Raw genomic sequence first — 18235 nt, 5'->3', positions numbered from 1 at the left:
CACTTCTCGCCCCTCGGTCGTACCTGATTCCGGTTCCGGCGCTGTGCCCGGCTTCTGGTGCTCCGCCGGAACGCTATGGCGGCGGTCGGGAGCGGCGTCCCCCTAACGGCCCCTGGAGATCTTCGTTTCGACCCCTAACACAGGTAGGGGTGACCGCCGGTGACATGGTGCGGTCGGTGGTCGTCGCGGTGCGCGGGTGTGGGGGTTCGGCGCTGCCGCGGCGGCTGTCGTGGCTGGTCAACGGCGGTGTGGTGGCGGCGCGTCGGGGGTCGGGGTGGTGCGGGGTGGGCCGGTAATCCGCCGTGCAATTCGGCGTTGCCCGCGGCGAGTTGTCGTGACGGGAACGGAAATGGCAACCGGGACGCCCGCGGGGGTGACGGACGTCCCGGAGTGGGAGGGGTGTTGTTTTGGGTGAGTGGTTTCCGCTGCGTGGTTACCGCCAGGCGGCGCGCAGGAAGTCGGCGGTCTGGGCGAGTGCTTCGGCGGCGGCGGGCACCATTCCGCGCATGGCGAAGAATCCGTGGATCATGCCGTCGTAGCGGCGCTGTTCGACCGGAACGCCCAGCGCGCGCAGCTTGTCGGCGTACGCCTCTCCCTCGTCGCGCAGCGGGTCGTACTCGCCGGTGAGGATGAGGGTGGGGGGTGCGGCGGCGAGGACCTCGTCGGCGGCGAACAGCGGTGACGCCCAGGGGTGGCGCGGGTCCTGGTCGCCGAGGTAGTTCTCGCTGAACCAGCGCAGGGTGTCCTCGGTCAGCAGGTAGCCCTGGCCGTTCTCGCGGACCGAGGGGTGGTTCCTGGTCTGGTCGGTGACCGGGTAGAGCAGGGCCTGGGCGCGGAAGAGGCCGGGCAGTTCGTTGCTGAGGACGGCGCCGAGGTTGCCGCCCGCGGAGTCGCCGGCGACGGCGAGGCGCTGGGTGTCGCCGCCGTAGGAGTCGCCGGTGCGCAGGGCCCACTTGGCGACGGTGAGGGCGTCCTGGACGGCGGCGGGGAAGCAGTGGTCGGGGGCGAGGCGGTAGCCGACGCTGACGACCAGGCAGTCGGCGTGGGCGCTCAGGTCGCGGGCGACGCCGTCGTAGCCGTCGAGGCTGCCGAGGACCCAGCCGCCGCCGTGGAAGAAGAGCAGGACGGGGTGCGGGCCGGGGCTGTCGGGCCAGTACAGCCGGACCGGTATGCCGTCGGCGGTGGTGCGTTCGGTGCGGGCGATCGCGGCCGGCTCGCCGCCGAGCCCGGCGAGCTGGTCGTAGCTGGCCCGGGCGAGGGGCATCGGCAGGTCGTGCAGTTGCCGGTCGCCGGCGGCGTCAAGGATGCCGAGGACGGCCTTGACCGCGGGGTCGAGGGGCATCGGGTACTCCGTTCCGGCATCGCCGGGGCGGCGATGCGTGCGAGCGAGCACCGGCCGGGTGCGGCCGGCGGGAAAGGGGGGATGAGGGAGCGGGCGAGGCGGCGCGGCGCGGGCTCGCCGCACGCGCGCGTCGCCGGGCCGCCCGCGGTGCGCCGGCCGCCGCGGGCGGCCCGGCCGCCGGCGGACGTGCCGCTACGGCAGGAGCAGGATCTTGCCGATGTGGTCGCTCGCCTCCATCATCCGGTGTGCTTCGGCGGCCTCGGCCAGCGGCAGCGCGGCGTGCACCACGGGCTTGACCGTGCCGGCCTCGACCAGCGGCCACACCTGGTGCCCGACACCGGCGACGATGCGCGACTTGTCCGCTCGCGGTCGGGCGCGCAGTGACGTGGCGGAGACCGAGGCGCGCCGGCTGAACAGCATCGCGAGGTCGAGCTCGGCCTTGCGGCCGCCTTGGAGGCCGATGACGGTGAGCCGGCCGTTCGGCGCCAGAGCCTCGATGTTGTCCGCCAGGTACGGGGCTCCGACGATGTCCAGGATGACGTCGACGCCGGCGCCGGCGGTGAACTCCTTGGTGGCCAGGACGAAGTCCTCGGTGGTGTAGTCGACCACCAGATCGGCGCCCAGGGCCCGCAGCCGGTCGTGCTTGGCCGGGCGGGCGGTCACCACCACGGACGCGCCCAGGGCCTTGCCCAGTTGGATCGCGAAGGTGCCGATGCCGCTGCCGCCGCCGTGCACGAGCAGCGTCTCGCCCTCGCGCAGGGCGTCGCGGTCGACCACGTTCGACCAGACGGTGCACGCGACTTCGGGCAGGGACGCCGCGTCCCGCAGCGACACCCCTGCGGGCACCGGCAGGGTGTGCGCGGCGGGCACCGCCACCTTCTCGGCGTAGCCGCCGCCGGCGAGCAGGCAGGCGACCTCGTCGCCGACCTGACGGCCCTTCACCCCGATGCCCAGGGCGCTGACCACGCCGGAGACTTCGAGCCCCGGGTAGGGCGGGGCGCCCGGCGGCGGCGGGTACAGGCCCTTGCGCTGGCCGACGTCGGCCCGGTTGACCCCGGCCGCGGCCACGTCGACGACCACCTCGCCCGGCCCCGGCTCGGGGTCCTCGACCTCGCGCAGCACCAACTGCATGTCCTCGATCACGATCGCTTGCATAGGTGTGGGGCGCGGGTCCCCGGCGGGGCCGCTGCCCGTCCTCCTTCGGGTCCGAGAGTCCGTGAGTGCGGGTCGGTGGGTGCGGAGTCGGTGAGGCGGGTGCGGGTGCGGCCCGGACCGTCGCCGGTCGCGGGCCGCGGGGTACGAGGTGCGGGCGGCGCGGGCGCGCGGCCGCTCAGTAGATGCCCTCCGGGGCGCTGCGGGTGACCTGGAGCGGCATCACGTTGGCGACACCGTCGCAGGGGTAGGCGTCGCCGGTGTCGTACCGGACGGCCTGGTCGCGCTCCAGGAAGTTCGGCAGCAGCAGGTCGGGGTGCAGGACGTTCAGCATGACCTGGCCCTGCCGGCCGTACTCGACGGTGCGGGTCCAGTCCTCCTTGTCGACCACGAGCGCGGTGACGTGGGGGTAGTTCGGCAGGTAGGGCAGGGTCTCGCCGTCGTCGGAGGCGGGGATGCCGGCCGAGGTGCCGAAGGTGTTGCCGTAGCTGCGGCCGACGACGGCGCCGCTGCCGCCGTTCAGGACCGACCGGAAGGCGCGGTACATCGCGGGGGTGCAGTGGGTGCCGCTGACGCGTACGCCCTTGAGTCGCGCGGCGAGTTCGGGGGCGCGCCGGATGAGGGCGTTGAGCAGCGCGGAGGTGGTGTTGAGGTAGTCGATCGGCTGGGTGCGCAGGATGTTGGTGATCTGGCCGACGACGTGGTCGGTGTACTCGTCGGCCTCGGCGAGCTTGCCGGCCCGGATGAGCCGCTTCACCCAGCGCGGGTCGATGTCCACGATGTACATCCGGCCGCCGTAGGCGGACAGTTCCTGCACGCCCAGGCCGATGACGTGCGGGCCGGTGGGGGTGCCCTGCACCCAGTTGCCGTCGGGGCGGAACCCCTCGGTGTGGAAGGACCAGTGGCGCCATGCCTGGCGGTGTTCGAGCATGGCGGGGGTGTAGAGGATGCGCTTGGGGTCGCCGGTGGTGCCGCCGGAGTCGAAGACGCGGCCGGCGAGGGGGCGGGGCACGGCCTGGGGTACCAGGTCGGCGGGGTCGAGCTTGCGCAGCACGGACAGCGGGAAGGGTCCGAGCGCGCCGAGTTCGTCGTAGCGGGTGATCTCGCGCGGGTCGAAGTCCAGCTCCGCCGCGCGCTTGAGCCAGTAGGGGCTGCCGGTTTCGGGGTCGAAGTGCCGCCGCACCACCTGCCGGGTCCACTCGTCGAGGTCCGTCCGCAGGAAACGGTCGACCAGAGCCAGTGATTCCTTCATTCCTGCCGCGCCTTTCTGAGGGGGAAAGCGGTCAGATCCGCATTTCGTACAGGGCGGTCATGGCGTCCGTGAGCTGTTCGTCGTTCTCGATCTGCACGACCGGGCAGGGCAGCGCGTCGAGGTAGATGTCGAGCTTCGCCGGGCCGAGCAGGAAAGCGATCTCCGGCTCGTTGTCGACGACGTTGCGGAACATCTCCGGGTGGCTTACCTTGTCGACCTGGTTGCCGAGGTACCACTTCCGCACGTCCGCCGCCGTGGTGAGCATTCCGCGCTCCTTGCAGGAGCACAGCGGAATCTTCGGGTCGTGGAAATTTATTTTCTCCCAGACCGGTTTGAGGTACTCGTTCTGGTCCGCGCACAGCGGGACGTGCACGGCGACGTCGATGTCCTTGATCATGTGCATCGCGCCCTCGGGGAGCTTCGCCATGAGCTCGTGCAGCGCGTGGACGTAGCCGGAGACCATGAAGCCGCGCACGGTGTTGTTGCGGCGCAGGCCCAACTCGCCGCCGACCCAGGTGCCTTCGACGAGCTGCCCGAGGTAGTCCGCGTCGTCGGCGTCCGCGGGCACCAGCAGCCCGGCGCAGCCCTGGGCGGGCCCGGTGGGCGGCGGCACCTCGGTCTTGCGGCGCAGGAAGGTGAACAGGTCCCGGCGCTCCACGGCGCCGGCCAGGCACGCGCCGACCAGCGAGCCCAGGCTCATGCCGGCGATGACGTCCGGGCGCACACCGCGCTCGGCGAGCAGGTCGGCGACGCCGAGGATGATCGAGGTCTGCCGGATCAGCCCGACCTGGTGGTACTCCTCGAGGCGGTCCAGTTCCCAGCGCAGCATCCGGTCGACGGTCAGACCGGTCCACTCGGCGGCCTGCGCGTAGATCTCACGGACCTGCGGGTAGCGCTCGTAGAGGTCCGTGCCGGCGCCCGCCACATCGCTCAGCCCGCCGTCGACCAGGTATGCGATCTTCACCTTGCTCCCCATCCCATGCGACGCCTTCTCGGGGCACGAACCTACTGAAGGACCCGGCGCGGACACCCCCCTAGCAATCCCCTAAGCGAACGGGCGGTGTGCGGTCCGGGCCCCTAAACGGCCGGCCGGCCCCCTAAAGAGGCCCCTAATGTCGGGGGACCCGCCTTTTGTCCGGGGGACGCCGATACGATCCTTCGAGCATCGGTCCCGGATTCGACGCCGCGAAAACCGCCGGTCGGCGCCGCGACCGGGAAGTGCGCGACAGCACGCTACCCGCCGGCGTTTCCGCATAAGCGAATCCGCCGAATCCGTTGAACCTGTCGAATCAGTTGAACCCGTCGAGCCCGTCGAGCCCGTCGAATCCTTCGAATCCGCGAGACGTTCCCGGCGATCCCCGCCCCGCAGCCGCGCGCGGGGCGGGGATCGCCGGCAGCCGCCGTGAGGAGAGCGCATCCGTGACCGACACCGAACAGATCGGCCTGCCGCACGTGGAGGTCACCATCCCGGTGGGCGAGGGGCCCTCCGCCGTCGCCCTCACCCCGGACGGCAGCCGGGCGTACGTGACGAACTACGGCCGGTGGGCGACCCACTCCCCCGGTGACACGGTGTCGGTCATCGACACCGCCACCCACGAGGTCGTCGCGACCGTGAAGGTCGGGGTGGGCCCGACCGCGCTGGAGGTCGTCCCCGACGGCTCCCGCGTCTACGTCGTCAACTACGGCTCCGGCAAGGAGCCCGGCCGCACCGTGTCCGTCATCGACACCGCCACCCACGAGGTGGTCGCCACGATCGGCGTCGGCAACTCCCCCGACGGCGTCGCGGCCACCCCCGACGGGCGGTACGTCTACATCTCCGAACTGGGCATCGAGACCGACCCGGGCAGCACCATGTCGGTCATCGACACCGCCACCCTCCAGGTCGTCGGCTCCGTGGACGTCGGCGCCGCACCCGGCGCGGTGGCCATCCACGACAACGGCGTGCACGCCTACGTCGTCAACTACGGCCGGCCCACCGATACCGAGGGCACCGTGTCGGTGATCGACCTCACCACGAACACCGTGGCCACCACCGTCACCGTGGGCCGCTCCCCCGGCGCCGTCGCCATCAGCCCGGACGGCACGCGTGTCTACGTCGCCGACCACGGCCCGTTCGGCGACCCCGGCAACACCGTGTCGGTGATCGACACCGCCACCCACACCGTGGCCGCCACCGTCACCGTCGGCGACGGGCCCGGCGGGGTGGCGCTCTCCCCGGACGGCGCGCGCGCCTACGTCGTCAACATGGGCGGCAGCAAGGCGCCCGGCCGGACCATGTCCGTGATCGACACCGCCACGCAGACCGTCGTGCGCACCGTCCCCGTCGAACGCACCCCCGCCGGCATCGCCGTCTCCGCCGACGGCCGCCGCGCCTACCTGGCGAACTACGGCGCGAACCTCGTGTCCGTCGTCGACCTCGCACGGCTGTGACCCCGCATCCCCCGCTGAGGAGCACGCAGTGAACACCACCTATCCGGAGCCGCTGTCCTACCCCTTCGGCCCCGACGAGGGCCTCGCGCTCAGCGAGGCCTACCGCAAGGCGCGGGACACCGAGGGCCTGATCCGCGTCAACCTCCCCTACGGCGAGCCGGCCTGGCTGGCCACCCGCTACGCCGACGCCCGGCTGGTGCTGGGCGACGGGCGCTTCAGCCGCGCGATGGCCGAGGAGCACGACCCGCCGCGGGCACGGAAGTTCAACGCCCAGCCGAAGTCCATGTTCAACATGGACGCGCCCGACCACACCCGGCTGCGCCGCCTGATCAGCAAGGCATTCACCATCCGCCGGGTGGAGGAGCTGCGGCCGAAGGTCCACGACCTGGCGCACCGGCTGATCGACACGATGGAGGCCAAGGGCGCGCCCGCCGACCTCGTCGCGGACTACGCGCTGCCGATCCCGACGACCGTCATCTGCGAACTGCTCGGGGTGCCCTTCGAGGACCGGGACCGGTTCGGCAACTGGACCGACGCGATCCTGTCCACCAGCTCCCTGAACGCCGAGGAGGGCCGCGCCAAGCGGATCGAGCTGGTGGAGTACATCCGCGGCATCATCGAGGCGCGCCGCGCCGAACCGGCCGACGACCTCATCTCGGGCATGATCGAGGCCCGCGACGTGCAGGACCGGCTGACCGAGCAGGAGTTGCTCGACCACTGCGTCGGCCTGCTCATCGCCGGGCACGAGACCACCGCCTCGCAGATCCCCAGCTTCGTCTACGCCCTGCTGGACCAGCCGCAGCACTGGCAGCGGCTGCTGCACGACGAGGAGCTGATCCCCTCGGCGGTCGAGGAGCTGTTCCGCTTCGTGCCGCTGGGCAGCGGCTCGGCCGCCCCGCGCTACGCCCGGGAGGACATCGAGGTCGGCGGCACCCTGGTGCGCGCCGGCGAACCGGTCCTGGTCGCCCTGGGCGCCGCCAACCGCGACGGCCTGCGCTTCGAGGACCCCGAGGAGATCAGGCTCGACCGGCCGGCCAACCACCACATCGGGTTCGGCCACGGCATCCACCACTGCCTGGGCGCGCCGCTGGCCCGGCTGGAGTTGCAGGAGGCGCTGCGGGTGCTGCTCCAGCGGCTGCCGACCCTGCGGGTGGCCGGCGACATCGCGTGGAAGAGCGAGATGATGGTCCGCGGTCCGCGCTCCATGCCGGTCGCGTGGTGACGCCCGTGACGGCGGCGCGGGCGAGTACGACCGCGGCCGCCGCTCCCGCCCGCGGGAAGGGGCGCCGCCATGGCTGAGCACGTCGACGTCCTGGTCGTCGGCGCCGGGCTGGCCGGCATCGGCGCGGCCGGCCACCTGCGCCGCGCCGTCCCCGGCCGCACCCTGGCGATCCTGGAGGCACGGGAGGCCGTCGGCGGCACCTGGGACCTCTTCCGCTACCCGGGGGTGCGGTCCGACTCGGACATGCACACCCTCGGCTACCGGGAGCGGCCCTGGAAGGACCCCAAGGCCATCGCCGACGGCGCGAGCATCCTGTCCTACATCCAGGACTCCGCCCGGGAGTACGGCCTGCTGGACGCGATCCGGTTCCGGCACCGCGTGACCGCCGCCGACTGGGACGAGGCGGCGGCCCGCTGGAGGGTCACCGTGTCCCGCGGGGCGCCCGAGAACCCCGAAACGGCCACGCTGACCTGCTCGTTCCTGTACCTGTGCACGGGCTACTACCGCTACGACGAGGGCTACCGGCCGCAGTTCAAGGACACCGACCGCTTCACGGGCACCGTGGTGCACCCGCAGCACTGGCCGGCCGGCCTGGACTGGGCCGGCAAGCGGGTGGCCGTCATCGGCAGCGGCGCCACCGCGGTCACCCTGGTGCCCGCGCTGGCCGAGCGGGCCGCGCACGTGACGATGGTGCAGCGCTCCCCCGCGTACGTCATGTCGCTGCCGTCCCGCGACGGCCTGGCGGACCTGCTGCGCCGGGTGCTGCCGGAGAAGGCGGCGCTCGGCGCGATCCGCTGGAAGAACGCGACGCTCGCGATGGCCTTCTACCGGCTCAGCCGCAGGAGGCCGGAGCGGGTCAAGGCGATGCTCCGCAAGGGCGCCGCCAAGCACCTCCCGGACGGCTACTCCCTCGACCCGCACTTCACCCCCCGCTACCAGCCGTGGGACCAGCGGGTGTGCTACGTGCCCGACGGGGACCTGTTCGCGGCGATCAGCTCCGGGCAGGCGTCCGTGGTCACCGGCGCCGTGGAGTCCTTCACGCCGGACGGGCTGCGGCTGGAGAGCGGCGAGGAGGTGGCCGCGGACATGGTGGTCACCGCGACCGGGCTGAACCTGCTACCGCTGGGCGGTATCCGGATGAGCGTGGCCGGCACCGCCGTCGACCCCGGCGCGACGGTCGCGTACAAGGGCCTGATGCTCGCCGGGGTGCCGAACTTCGCCTGGACGCTGGGCTACACCAACAGCTCCTGGACGCTCAAGGCCGACCTGGTGGCGCGGTACGTGTCCCGGCTGCTGGCGCACATGGCCGAGCACGGGCACGCGGTGGTCCGGCCGCTCGCGCCGCCGCCCGAGGACCCGGTGCTGCCGATCCTGGACCTCAGCTCGGGCTATGTGCGGCGCGGCGCGGACAGCATGCCCAAGCGCGGCACGCGCGCGCCGTGGACGGTGGAGCAGGACTACCGCAAGGACGTGAAGCTGCTGCGGCGCGGTCCGCTGGACGACGGGGTGGAGTTCGCCCCGGCGCCCTCCTGAGCCGACCTTCCTGACCCGCCTTTCCGGCGCGTCCCCCGCAAGCGGACCGCCCCTGAGCCTGTTGCCGGGCTCGGGGGCGGTCCGCCGTGCGGGGCGGGTGGTCCTACGGGGTGGTTCCTACGGGGTGGTTCCTACGGGGTGGTGAAGCCCGCGTCGATCGGCAGCGCGACACCGGTGACGTACCGGGCCTCGTCGGAGACCAGCCAGGCCACGGCGCCGGTGACGTCGCTGACGTCCAGCATGGTGACGTCGAGGATGTGGCCCACCTCCGCGCCGGACGTGGGGGGCTTGGTGTGCACCTTCTTCACCGCGTCGTTGACGAGCAGCGGGGTGCGCACGCCGGTGGTGTGGATGGAGTTGACCCGGATGTCGTGCGGGCCCAGCCACCGCGTCCACGCCCGCGACAGGCCCAGCAGGGCGTGCTTGGCGGCGACGTAGCCCTCCGCGCCGCCGGTCGGGCTGCCGATCTTGCCGCTCAGGCCCATCACCGAGCTGACCACGACGACGGCGCCGCCCCGGCCGCCCTCGATGATCTTCGGCGCCGCGGCGTGCACGGTGTTCCACGCGCCGATGGTGTTGATCTCCAACTGGTCGCGGAACGCCTGCTCCTGGCTGGTCGAGGGGTGCGCCATGCCCACCCCGGCGTTGGCGACGAGGATGTCGAGGCGGCCCAGTTGCGCGGCGCCGCGCTCGACGGCCTCGCGCAGCGCGGGCGCGTCGCGCGTGTCGGCCTGCGCCGTCACCACGCGGCGGCCCAGCTTCTCCACCTCGGCGGCGGTCTCGGCGAGTTCGTCCTCGGTGCCCAGCGCGTAGGCGAGGGTGTCGATGTTCTGGCAGATGTCCACCAGGATCAGGTCGGCGCCCTCCTCGGCGAGCCGCAGGGCGTGGCCGCGGCCCTGGCCGCGCGCCGCACCGGTGATCATGGCGACCTTGCCGTCGAGTCGTCCGCTCATGTGGGGTCCACTCCGTTTCTCACTGCGTGTCACTTCCTGGGTGTGCGTCACTGCGCGGGGCGGCCCGGCGCCGCCGGGCGGGGGGCACCGGGCGCCGCCCCGGTCAGACCTGCTGGTCGACGTAGATCGACTTCAGGGCCTGGTACTGGGCGAGTCCCTCGGGGCCCAGCTCGTAGCCGAGCCCGCTGGCCTTGCGGCCGCCGAAGGGCGCGACCGGGTCGTTGGCGTAGCCGTTGACGCCGACGGAGCCGGCCTGCACCCGGCGGGCGAAGGCCAGGCCGCGGTCGGGGTCGGTGGTCCACACCGAGCCGCCCAGGCCGTAGTCGCTGTCGTTGGCGATCGCCAGGGCCTGTTCCTCGTCCGCGTAGGGGATGACCGACAGCACCGGCCCGAAGATCTCCTCCTGCGCGATCGCGGACCGGTTGTCGACGTCGGCGAAGACCGTGGCCTCCACGTACCAGCCGCGGTCGGCGCCGGCCGGGCGGCCGCCGCCGGCGGTCAGCCGGGCGCCGTCGCTGACGCCCTTGGCGATGTAGGACTCCACCCGGTCCCGCTGCCGTGCGGAGACCAGCGGGCCCAGCTGGGTCGCCGGGTCGAGCGGGTCGCCGACCTTCAGCGAGCGCGCCATGGCGGTGACGGCGTCCACGATCTCGTCGTAGCGGGAGCGGGGCGCGAGCACCCTGGTGCCCAGCCAGCACACCTGCCCGTTGTTGAGCAGCGTGGCCCGGAAGAAACGGTCCATCACCGCGCCGAGGTCGGCGTCGTCAAGGACGACCGCCGCGGACTTGCCGCCCAGCTCCAGCGACACCGGCCGCAGCAGCCGCCCGCAGGTCTCCGCGATGCCCCGGCCGACGGCGGTGGAGCCGGTGAAGGACACCTTGTCCACGCCGGGGTGGCCGACCAGGTGGCGGCCGGTGTCCGCGCCGCCGGGCACGATGTTCAGCAGCCCGGCGGGCAGCCCGGCCGCCTCGGCGGCCTCGGCGACCTGGTAGGTGTCCAGGACCGTCTCGGGGGAGGGCTTGAGCACCACGGCGCAGCCGGCGGCCAGCGCCGGGGCGACCTTCATGAAGGTGATGCCCTGCGGCACGTTCCACGGCACGATCGCGGCGACCACGCCCACCGGCTCGGGCACCACCACCGCGTGCCCGCCGAACAGGCCCGGGCGGCGGTCGTCGGCGGTCTTCGCGGCGACCAGGGCGGCGTAGTAGCGCAGCAGCGCGGCCGGGCCGACGCCCTCCAGCACGCCCGCCAGGCTGATCGGCATGCCGTTCTGGAGGCTCACCAGGCGCGCGGTCTGCGGCCCGCGCTCGGTGAGGGCCGCGGCGAAGCGGTCCAGCGTCTGCGCGCGGTCCTGCGCGCTCCACGTCCGCCAGCCGGAAGGGTCGTCGAAGGCGGCGCGGGCCGCGGCGACGGCCGCGTCCACGTCGGCCGGGTGCGCGGCCGGCACGCTGCCGGCCACCTCCCCGGTGCCCGCGGCCCGCACCTCGATGCGGTGCGCGGTGGCGGGCGCGACCCGGGCGCCGCCGATGTAGAAGTCGTCGTGGTCGATGGGCATACGGCCTCGCCTGTCCTTGCCTGTGCTCGTGGGGAGTCGCCGTCGCGAAGGCGCCGGCGGGCGTACCCGGGGCGGCGCCGCGCGGGCGCCGGACCGGTCACCGGTGCGTGAGCACCGCCTTGATCACGTCCCCGCGCACCTGCGCCGCGACGGCCTCGTTGATGTCGGCGAACGGCATCGTGCTGACCAGCCGGTCGATCGGGAACCGGCCCTGGAGGTACTGCTGGAGCAGCCAGGGCACGAACGTCTGCGGGTCGCTGTCGCCCTCCACGACCCCGACGACGCTCAGCCCCAGGATCTGGCTCAGCCCCAGGCTCAGCGGGAACACCGCGGCCGGCTCGGACGGGATGCCGAGCAGCGCGATGCTGCCCCGCTTCGCCATGGCCTGCACCACCTCGGTGAGCACCGCCGCCTTGGCGGTGGTGTCCACCGCGTGCCGCACGCCCTGCGGCACGACACCGCGGATCTGCTCGGCGAGCTTCCCGTCGGCCGGGTCCAGCACGTGCGTCGCGCCGAGGTCCTTGGCGACCAGCCGCCGCGACTCCACCGGCTCCACCACGACGATCGTCTCCGCCCCGGCGAGCACCGCGCCCATCACGGCGCTCAGCCCGACCGAGCCGCCGCCGAGCACCAGCACCGAGCTGCCCGCCTGGGCCCGCAGCGACTTCAGCACCGCCCCGGCGCCGGTCTGCACACCGCAGCCCAGCGGCGCGGCCAGCGCCAGCGGCACCTGCTCGGGGATCTTCACCACCGACCGGGCGTGCGCCACGGTGTGCGAGGCGAAGCTCGACTGGCCGAAGAAGTTCGAGCCGAGCCCCTTGCCGTCGAGGGTGAGCGGCCGGCTGCCGTCGGCGCGGGCGCCCAGCAGGTTGCGGGCCACGAACGTGTCGCAGTACGAGGGCACGCCCGAGCGGCAGTTGTCGCAGGCGCCGCAGCTGCTGAACGACAGCGCCACGTGGTCGCCCTCGGCCAGCCCGGCGACGCCCGGCCCGACGGCGGCCACGACACCGCTGCCCTCGTGGCCCAGCACGCCCGGCAGCGGGAAGGGGGTGAAGCCGTGCTGGACGGCCACGTCGGTGTGGCACAGGCCGGTGGCGTGCAGCTCGACCAGCACCTCGTCCGGGCCGGGCGCGGCCAGTTCGACCTGCTTGAGGACGAACGGGCCACCGGCCTCGTCGAGCACTGCTGCGGTGATGTCCATGTCTGTCCTACAGCTCCTTCACGCGGTTCCGAGCGCGATGCGGACGAGGTCGTCGGCGTCGGCGGTCAACAGGTCGGGCCCGTCGGGCTCTTCGTCCCCGGCGCCCCGGCCGTCCTGGCCGTCCGGGCTGTCCGGGTCCGCTTGCTCGGCCAGGGCCAGTACGGCGTCGAGCAGTCCGGCGGCCCGCAGCCGGGCCAGCGGCACCGCGGCCACCTTGCGCCGCAGCTCCTCCTCGTCGCCGTCGCCCCCGGCGCCGCCGCCGGTCAACTCATCGAGCAGCAGGGCGAGTTTGAACGGGTTGGGGTAGTCGAAGACGAGCGTGGCGGGCAGGCTCAGCCCGGTCATCGCCTGGAGCCGGTCGCGTAGCTCGACGGCGGTGAGCGAGTCGAACCCGGCGTCGCGGAAGGCGGTTTCGGGGTCGAGTTCGTCGCCGCTGCCGTGGCCCAGCACGGCGGCGGCGTGGTCGCGGACGAGGGTGACGAGGAACTCCCGGCGCTCCTCCGCGGGCACCGCCGCCAGCCGGCCGGTGAACGCGGCGGCGTCGGCCTCGGGTTCGGCCGCCTCCGGGCCCGCCTGGTCCTGGAGCAGGGCCAGCAGCCGGCTCGGCCGGGCCAGCGAGAAGGCGGGCGCGAACCGCGACCAGTCCATGTCGGAGACGGTCACGGTCGTCGCGTCGTCCTCCAGGACGCGCTGCATGGCGGCGATGGCCGGGTCCGGCCGCATCGGCAGCACACCGAGCCGCACCAGGTAGTCGTGCTCCTCGGTGTTGGCCGCGGCCATGCCCGCCTCGGCCCAGGTGCCCCAGGCGATCGACGTGGCGGTCCGCCCCTGGGCGCGCCGGTACTCGGCGAGGCTGTCCAGGCAGGCGTTGCCCGCCGCGTAACCGCCCTGCCCCGCGCCGCCCCACGAGGCGGCACCGGACGAGAACAGCACGAACGCGTCCAGCTCCATGCCGGTGGTCAACTCGTCCAGCAGCAGCGCCCCTTCGGCCTTCGCGCCGAGGCTGTCGTGCAGGGTCCCCACCGGCATCGCCTCGACGGGCGTCGGTTCGTGCAGCACACCGGCGGTGTGGAACACCGACCGCAGCGGCAGGTCCGCCGGGACCGCGGCGAACACCCCGGCCATGGTCGCGCGGTCGGCGACATCACCCGCGACCACGCTCACCCGCGCACCCGCGGCCTCCAACTCCGCCCGCAACTCCCCCGCACCAGGCGCCTGCGGACCCCGCCGCGACACCAACACGACATGCTGCGCACCGCGTTCGACCAGCCACCGCGCCACATGACCGCCCAGCCCGCCGGTACCACCGGTGACGAGGGCCGTACCGCTGGTCGTCCACGGCTCGACCGAGCCGCGGCCCGGCGCGCGCACCAGACGGCGGGCGAACACTCCCGAGGCGCGCAGGGCGAGTTGGTCCTCGCCGTGGCCACCGGACAGCACACCGGGCAGCCGGCCGAGGGCCGCGGGGTCGGCGTCGTCCGGCAGGTCGACCAACCCGCCCCACACCTGCGGCAGTTCGAGGGCCGCGACCCGGCCCAGACCCCAGATGCCGCCCTGCCACATCTCCTTGACCACGTCGCCGGGACCGGCCGCGACGGCCGCCCGGGTGACCACCCACAGCGGGACGGCCACCTGCGAACGCCGCAGCTCCTGCACCAGGCGCAGCGTCGCGGTCAGCCCGTCGCGTCCGGCGCCGGCCAGGGCCACCACGCCGGTACGGTCGGCGCCGACGCGCGCCAGGTGCTCCGCGTCGGCCTCGCCGGCGGTGAGGACCACGGTGTCCGGGCCGAGGGCCGCGACCGCGGCGGCGGCCCAGGGGTCGTCGCCCTCGGGGACGACCGCCAGCCAGCGCGGCGGCGCGGCCGGCGCGGTGCCGTCCACGTCGACCGGCACCCAGGACTGGCGGTAGCACCAGCCGTCGGCCGCCGCGTCCCGCAGCCGCCGCTCACGCCAGCGCAGCAGGGCCGGGACGACGTCGGACAGCGTGTCGTCCGCGACGCCGAGGGAGCGGGCCAGCCCGTCCGGGCCGCTCGCCACGGACGCCCAGAACTCCGCGTCCACCGGGTCGCGCCCCGCCGCCTGCTCCGGCACGGTCCGCGGCCAGTAGCGGCGGCGCTGGAAGGCGTACGTCGGCAGGTCCACCCGGCGGGTGGCGCGGCCGGCGAACAGCGGCGACCAGTCGACGGCCGCGCCCTGGACGTACAGCCGCGCGAGGGCCTGGAGCAGCACCGCGCGGCCGGTGCGCTCGCCGCGCTGGAGGGCCACCGCGGCGGCCCCGGTCAGGCCGTTCGCGGCCACCAGCCCGGACAGCACCGCGTCGGGGCCGGCCTCCACGAAGGTGTCCACGCCGCGCTCGGCCAGCCACGCCAGCCCGTCGGCGAACCGGACGGTGCCGCGGACCTGCTCCACCCAGTACGCCGGGTTCGCGAGGTCCGCGGGCGCGCCCGTGAGGTTGGAGACGACCGGCACCGCGGGCTCGGCGTAGGACAGCTGGGCCAGTTCGGCGGCGAAGGCGTCGAGCATCGGCTCCATGAGGGCGGAGTGAAAGGCGTGCGAGACCCGCAGCCGCCGGGTCCTGCGGCCCAGGGCGGCGAAGTGCTCGCGTACCGCGCTCACGTCCGCCTCGGGGCCGGCGACGACGACCGACTCGGCGGCGTTGACCGCGGCGACGCAGACGCCGCCGGTGAGCTGCTCGCGCACCTCCTGCTCGGTCGCGGCAAGGGCCGCCATCGCGCCGCCGGCGGGCAGCGCGTCCATCAGGCGGGCCCGCGCGGCGACCAGCCGGCAGGCGTCCGGCAGCGAGAACACCCCGGCCACATGGGCGGCGGCCACCTCGCCGATGGAGTGGCCGAGCAGGTAGTCCGGCCGCACCCCCCACGAGGTGAGCACCCGGTACAGCGCGACCTCCACCGCGAACAGCGCGGGCTGCGTCCACCCGGTGCGGTCCAGCAGCTCGCGGTCCGTGCCCCACAGCACGTCGCGCAGCGGGCGCTCCAGGTGCTGGTCCAGTTCGTCGGCGACCTCGTCGAAGGCGGCGGCGAAGACCGGCGACTGCGCGTGCAGCCGGCGTCCCATGCCGAGCCGCTGGGCGCCCTGCCCGGTGAAGAGCACCGCGAGTCCGCGGCGGGTGCGGGCCACCCCGTCCACCACCTGGGCGGCCGGTTCACCGGTGGCCAACGCCCGCAGTCCCGCGGTCAGTTCGCCGCGGTCCGCGCCGACGACGACCGCGCGGTGCTCGAACAGCGAGCGGGTGCGCAGCAGTGCCGCGCCGACGTCAGCGGGGTCGTACGGGGCCGCCGACTCGTCGGTGTCGGCCTCCTCCACGGCGGACAGCAGCCGGGCGGCCTGGGCGCGCAGGGCCGGCTCGGTGCGGCCCGACACCACCCACACCGTCTCGGCGGCGTTCTCCGCGGCGGCGGGCGCGGCCTCGGGCTCGGGCACGGGCGCGGCCTCGGGCACGTTCTCGGGCACGGCGGTCGGTTCGGGCTCCGGCGCGGCCTCCAAAATCACGTGCGCGTTCGTCCCGGAGATGCCGAACGAGGACACGCCCGCCCGCCGCGGGTGCCCGGTCTGCGGCCAGGGCCGCTCCTCCGCCAGCAGCCGCACCCGGCCGGAGGTCCAGTCGACGTGCGAGGTGGGCTCGTCGGCGTAGCGGCTGCGCGGCAGCACGCCGTGCCGGAGGGCCTGCACCATCTTGATCGCCCCGGCGACACCGGCGGCGGCCTGGGTGTGGCCGATGTTGGACTTCACCGTGCCCAGCCACAGCGGCTGGTCCTCGGGGCGGTCCTGCCCGTAGGTGGCCAGCAGGGCCTGTGCCTCGATGGGGTCGCCGAGGGTGGTGCCGGTGCCGTGCGCCTCGACGGCGTCCACGTCGGCCGGGGACAGGGAGGCGGCGGCCAGCGCCTGGCGGATGACGCGCTGCTGGGAGGGGCCGTTGGGCGCGGTCAGGCCGTTGGACGCGCCGTCCTGGTTGACGGCGCTGGAGCGCAGGACGGCGAGCACCGGGTGGCCGTTGCGGCGGGCGTCGGAGAGGCGTTCCAGCACCATGATGCCGACGCCCTCGCCGAACCCGGTGCCGTCCGCGGACTCGGCGAACGCCTTGCAGCGCCCGTCGGCGGCGAGGCCGCCCTGCCGGCTGAACTCCACGAACGTGCCGGGCGTGGCCAGGACGGTGACGCCCCCGGCCAGCGCGAGCGTGCTCTCGCCCGAGCGCAGCGACTGGCTCGCCAGGTGCATCGCGACCAGCGACGAGGAGCAGGCGGTGTCCACGGTGACCGCGGGGCCCTCCAGCCCGAGGACGTAGGAGACGCGGCCGGACAGCACGCTCTGTGCGCCGCCCGTCATCATCTGGGCCTGGGCGTCGCCGGCTTGGACGACGAGGTCGCCGTAGCTGGAGTGGTAGCTGCCGACGAAGACGCCCGCGGGGGTGCCGGCGAGAGCGGCCGGGTCGATCCCGGCGCGTTCCAGGGCCTCCCAGACGACCTCCAGCAGGAGGCGCTGCTGCGGGTCCATCGCCAGCGCCTCGCGCGGGGAGATCCCGAAGAAGCCGGCGTCGAACTCGGCGGCGGAGGCGAGGAATCCGCCTTCGCCCGCGACGGAGGTGTTCGGGCGGGTGCCGGTCGGGTCGTAGAGGCCGTCGACGTCCCAGCCGCGGTCCCGCGGGAAGGGGGTCATGGCGTCGCCGCCCGCGGTGACCAGGCGCCACAGGTCGTCGGGGCCGGTGACGCCGCCGGGGTAGCGGCAGGCCATGCCGACGACCGCGATCGGGTCGTCGGTCACCGTCCCCGGACCGGGCTGCCCGGGCCGCGCGGCCGAGGCGGAGTCCGCGTCGCCGAACTGCTCGGCCAGGTGCGTGGCGAGGCGGTGCGCGGTGGGGTAGTCGAAGACGAGGGTCGCCGGCAGGGTGAGGCCGGTCGCGCTCTGGAGCCGGTTGCGCAGTTCGACCGCGGTCAGCGAGTCGAAGCCCGCCTCGCGGAAGGCCTGGCCCGGATCGACGTCCTGGCCGCCGCCGTGGCCGAGGACGACCGCGACATGGTCGCGGACCAGCGCCAGCAGGTGCTGGTCGCGCTGCTGCGCGGTCATCCCGGCCAACTGGCGTGCCAGGCCCTCGGTCTGCGGCGTCCGGCCGGCCGCGGCGCGCGGTGCCCGCCCGCCGACCAGCGCGCGCAGCATGACGGGGAGGTCGGAGCGGCCGCGCAGGACGGCGGCGTCGACCCGGCCGAGGCCCACCAGCGGGGGACCGGCGGCGACCGCGCAGTCGAACAGCCGCATGCCCTGGGCCACGGACAGCGGCGGCATGCCGGAGCGCTCCAGGCGGCGCATGTCGGCGTCCGACAGCGCCCCGGTCAGGCCGACTTCGGGGGTCCAGGGGCCCCACGCCATCGACACGGCGGGCAGCCCCTCGTGCCGGCGCCGGGCGGCGAGCGCGTCGAGGAAGACGTTGGCGGCGGCGTAGTTGCCCTGGCCGGGGCTGCCGATGAGGCCGGACATGGAGGAGAAGACCGCGAACAGCGACAGGTCCAGGTCCCGGGTCAGCTCGTGCAGATGCCAGGCCGCGTCCACCTTCGGCGCCAGCACCGGACCGATCCGCTCCGC

Annotated in this window: 10 protein-coding genes and 1 pseudogene; 3 read left to right on the top strand and 8 right to left on the bottom strand. The window is 74.2% G+C overall.

Annotation, left to right across the window (positions count from 1 at the left end; translation table 11 throughout):
* Nucleotides 1-433 precede the first annotated feature (433 nt).
* The 4 genes from AC3EVP_RS17770 to AC3EVP_RS17755 form a co-directional block, all read right to left on the bottom strand.
* Nucleotides 434-1342, bottom strand: a complete 909-nt coding sequence (locus tag AC3EVP_RS17770) for an alpha/beta hydrolase (RefSeq protein WP_335984213.1) — start codon at nt 1340-1342, stop codon at nt 434-436.
* 192 nt (nt 1343-1534) lie between these two features.
* A complete protein-coding gene (locus AC3EVP_RS17765) occupies nt 1535-2497 on the bottom strand; it encodes an NAD(P)H-quinone oxidoreductase (RefSeq protein WP_435130976.1) in 963 nt (320 codons plus the stop codon).
* Between the two features lie 175 nt (nt 2498-2672).
* Nucleotides 2673-3746, bottom strand: a complete 1074-nt coding sequence (locus tag AC3EVP_RS17760) for an arylcarboxylate reductase (protein WP_335984215.1) — start codon at nt 3744-3746, stop codon at nt 2673-2675.
* A 31-nt stretch (nt 3747-3777) separates the two neighbouring features.
* Nucleotides 3778-4710: a hypothetical protein gene (locus AC3EVP_RS17755; RefSeq protein WP_435130974.1), complete on the bottom strand. Its 933-nt coding sequence runs from the start codon at nt 4708-4710 to the stop codon at nt 3778-3780.
* Between the two features lie 455 nt (nt 4711-5165).
* Here AC3EVP_RS17755 and AC3EVP_RS17750 point away from each other — a divergent pair, with 455 nt between their 5' ends.
* The 3 genes from AC3EVP_RS17750 to AC3EVP_RS17740 all read left to right on the top strand — a co-directional run bounded on the left by AC3EVP_RS17750 (nt 5166) and on the right by AC3EVP_RS17740 (nt 8931).
* Nucleotides 5166-6176 carry a choice-of-anchor I domain-containing protein gene (locus AC3EVP_RS17750; RefSeq protein WP_435130972.1) on the top strand — a complete coding sequence of 337 codons (1011 nt, stop codon included), beginning with the start codon at nt 5166-5168 and terminating at the stop codon, nt 6174-6176.
* A 28-nt stretch (nt 6177-6204) separates the two neighbouring features.
* A complete protein-coding gene (locus AC3EVP_RS17745; RefSeq protein WP_335984218.1) occupies nt 6205-7398 on the top strand; it encodes a cytochrome P450 in 1194 nt (397 codons plus the stop codon).
* A gap of 69 nt (nt 7399-7467) precedes the next feature.
* A complete protein-coding gene (locus AC3EVP_RS17740) occupies nt 7468-8931 on the top strand; it encodes a flavin-containing monooxygenase (protein ID WP_435130969.1) in 1464 nt (487 codons plus the stop codon).
* Nucleotides 8932-9062: 131 nt separating this feature from the next.
* Here AC3EVP_RS17740 and AC3EVP_RS17735 read toward each other — a convergent pair whose 3' ends face one another.
* The 4 genes and pseudogenes from AC3EVP_RS17735 to AC3EVP_RS17720 form a co-directional block, all read right to left on the bottom strand.
* Entirely contained in the window at nt 9063-9884 is an 822-nt protein-coding gene (locus tag AC3EVP_RS17735; RefSeq protein ID WP_335984220.1) for a mycofactocin-coupled SDR family oxidoreductase, read from the bottom strand.
* A gap of 103 nt (nt 9885-9987) precedes the next feature.
* A complete protein-coding gene (locus AC3EVP_RS17730; protein ID WP_335984221.1) occupies nt 9988-11439 on the bottom strand; it encodes an aldehyde dehydrogenase in 1452 nt (483 codons plus the stop codon).
* A gap of 97 nt (nt 11440-11536) precedes the next feature.
* Nucleotides 11537-12640, bottom strand: a complete 1104-nt coding sequence (locus AC3EVP_RS17725) for an NAD(P)-dependent alcohol dehydrogenase (RefSeq protein WP_435130967.1) — start codon at nt 12638-12640, stop codon at nt 11537-11539.
* Between the two features lie 18 nt (nt 12641-12658).
* Nucleotides 12659-18205, bottom strand: a pseudogene (locus AC3EVP_RS17720) (type I polyketide synthase); the annotation flags it as partial.
* Nucleotides 18206-18235 lie beyond the last annotated feature (30 nt).

It is taken from the genome of Actinacidiphila sp. bgisy144, assembly GCF_057708105.1.
The sequence above is the reverse complement of the archived record's forward strand: the minus strand, read 5'-3'. Positions and strand labels throughout refer to the sequence as shown.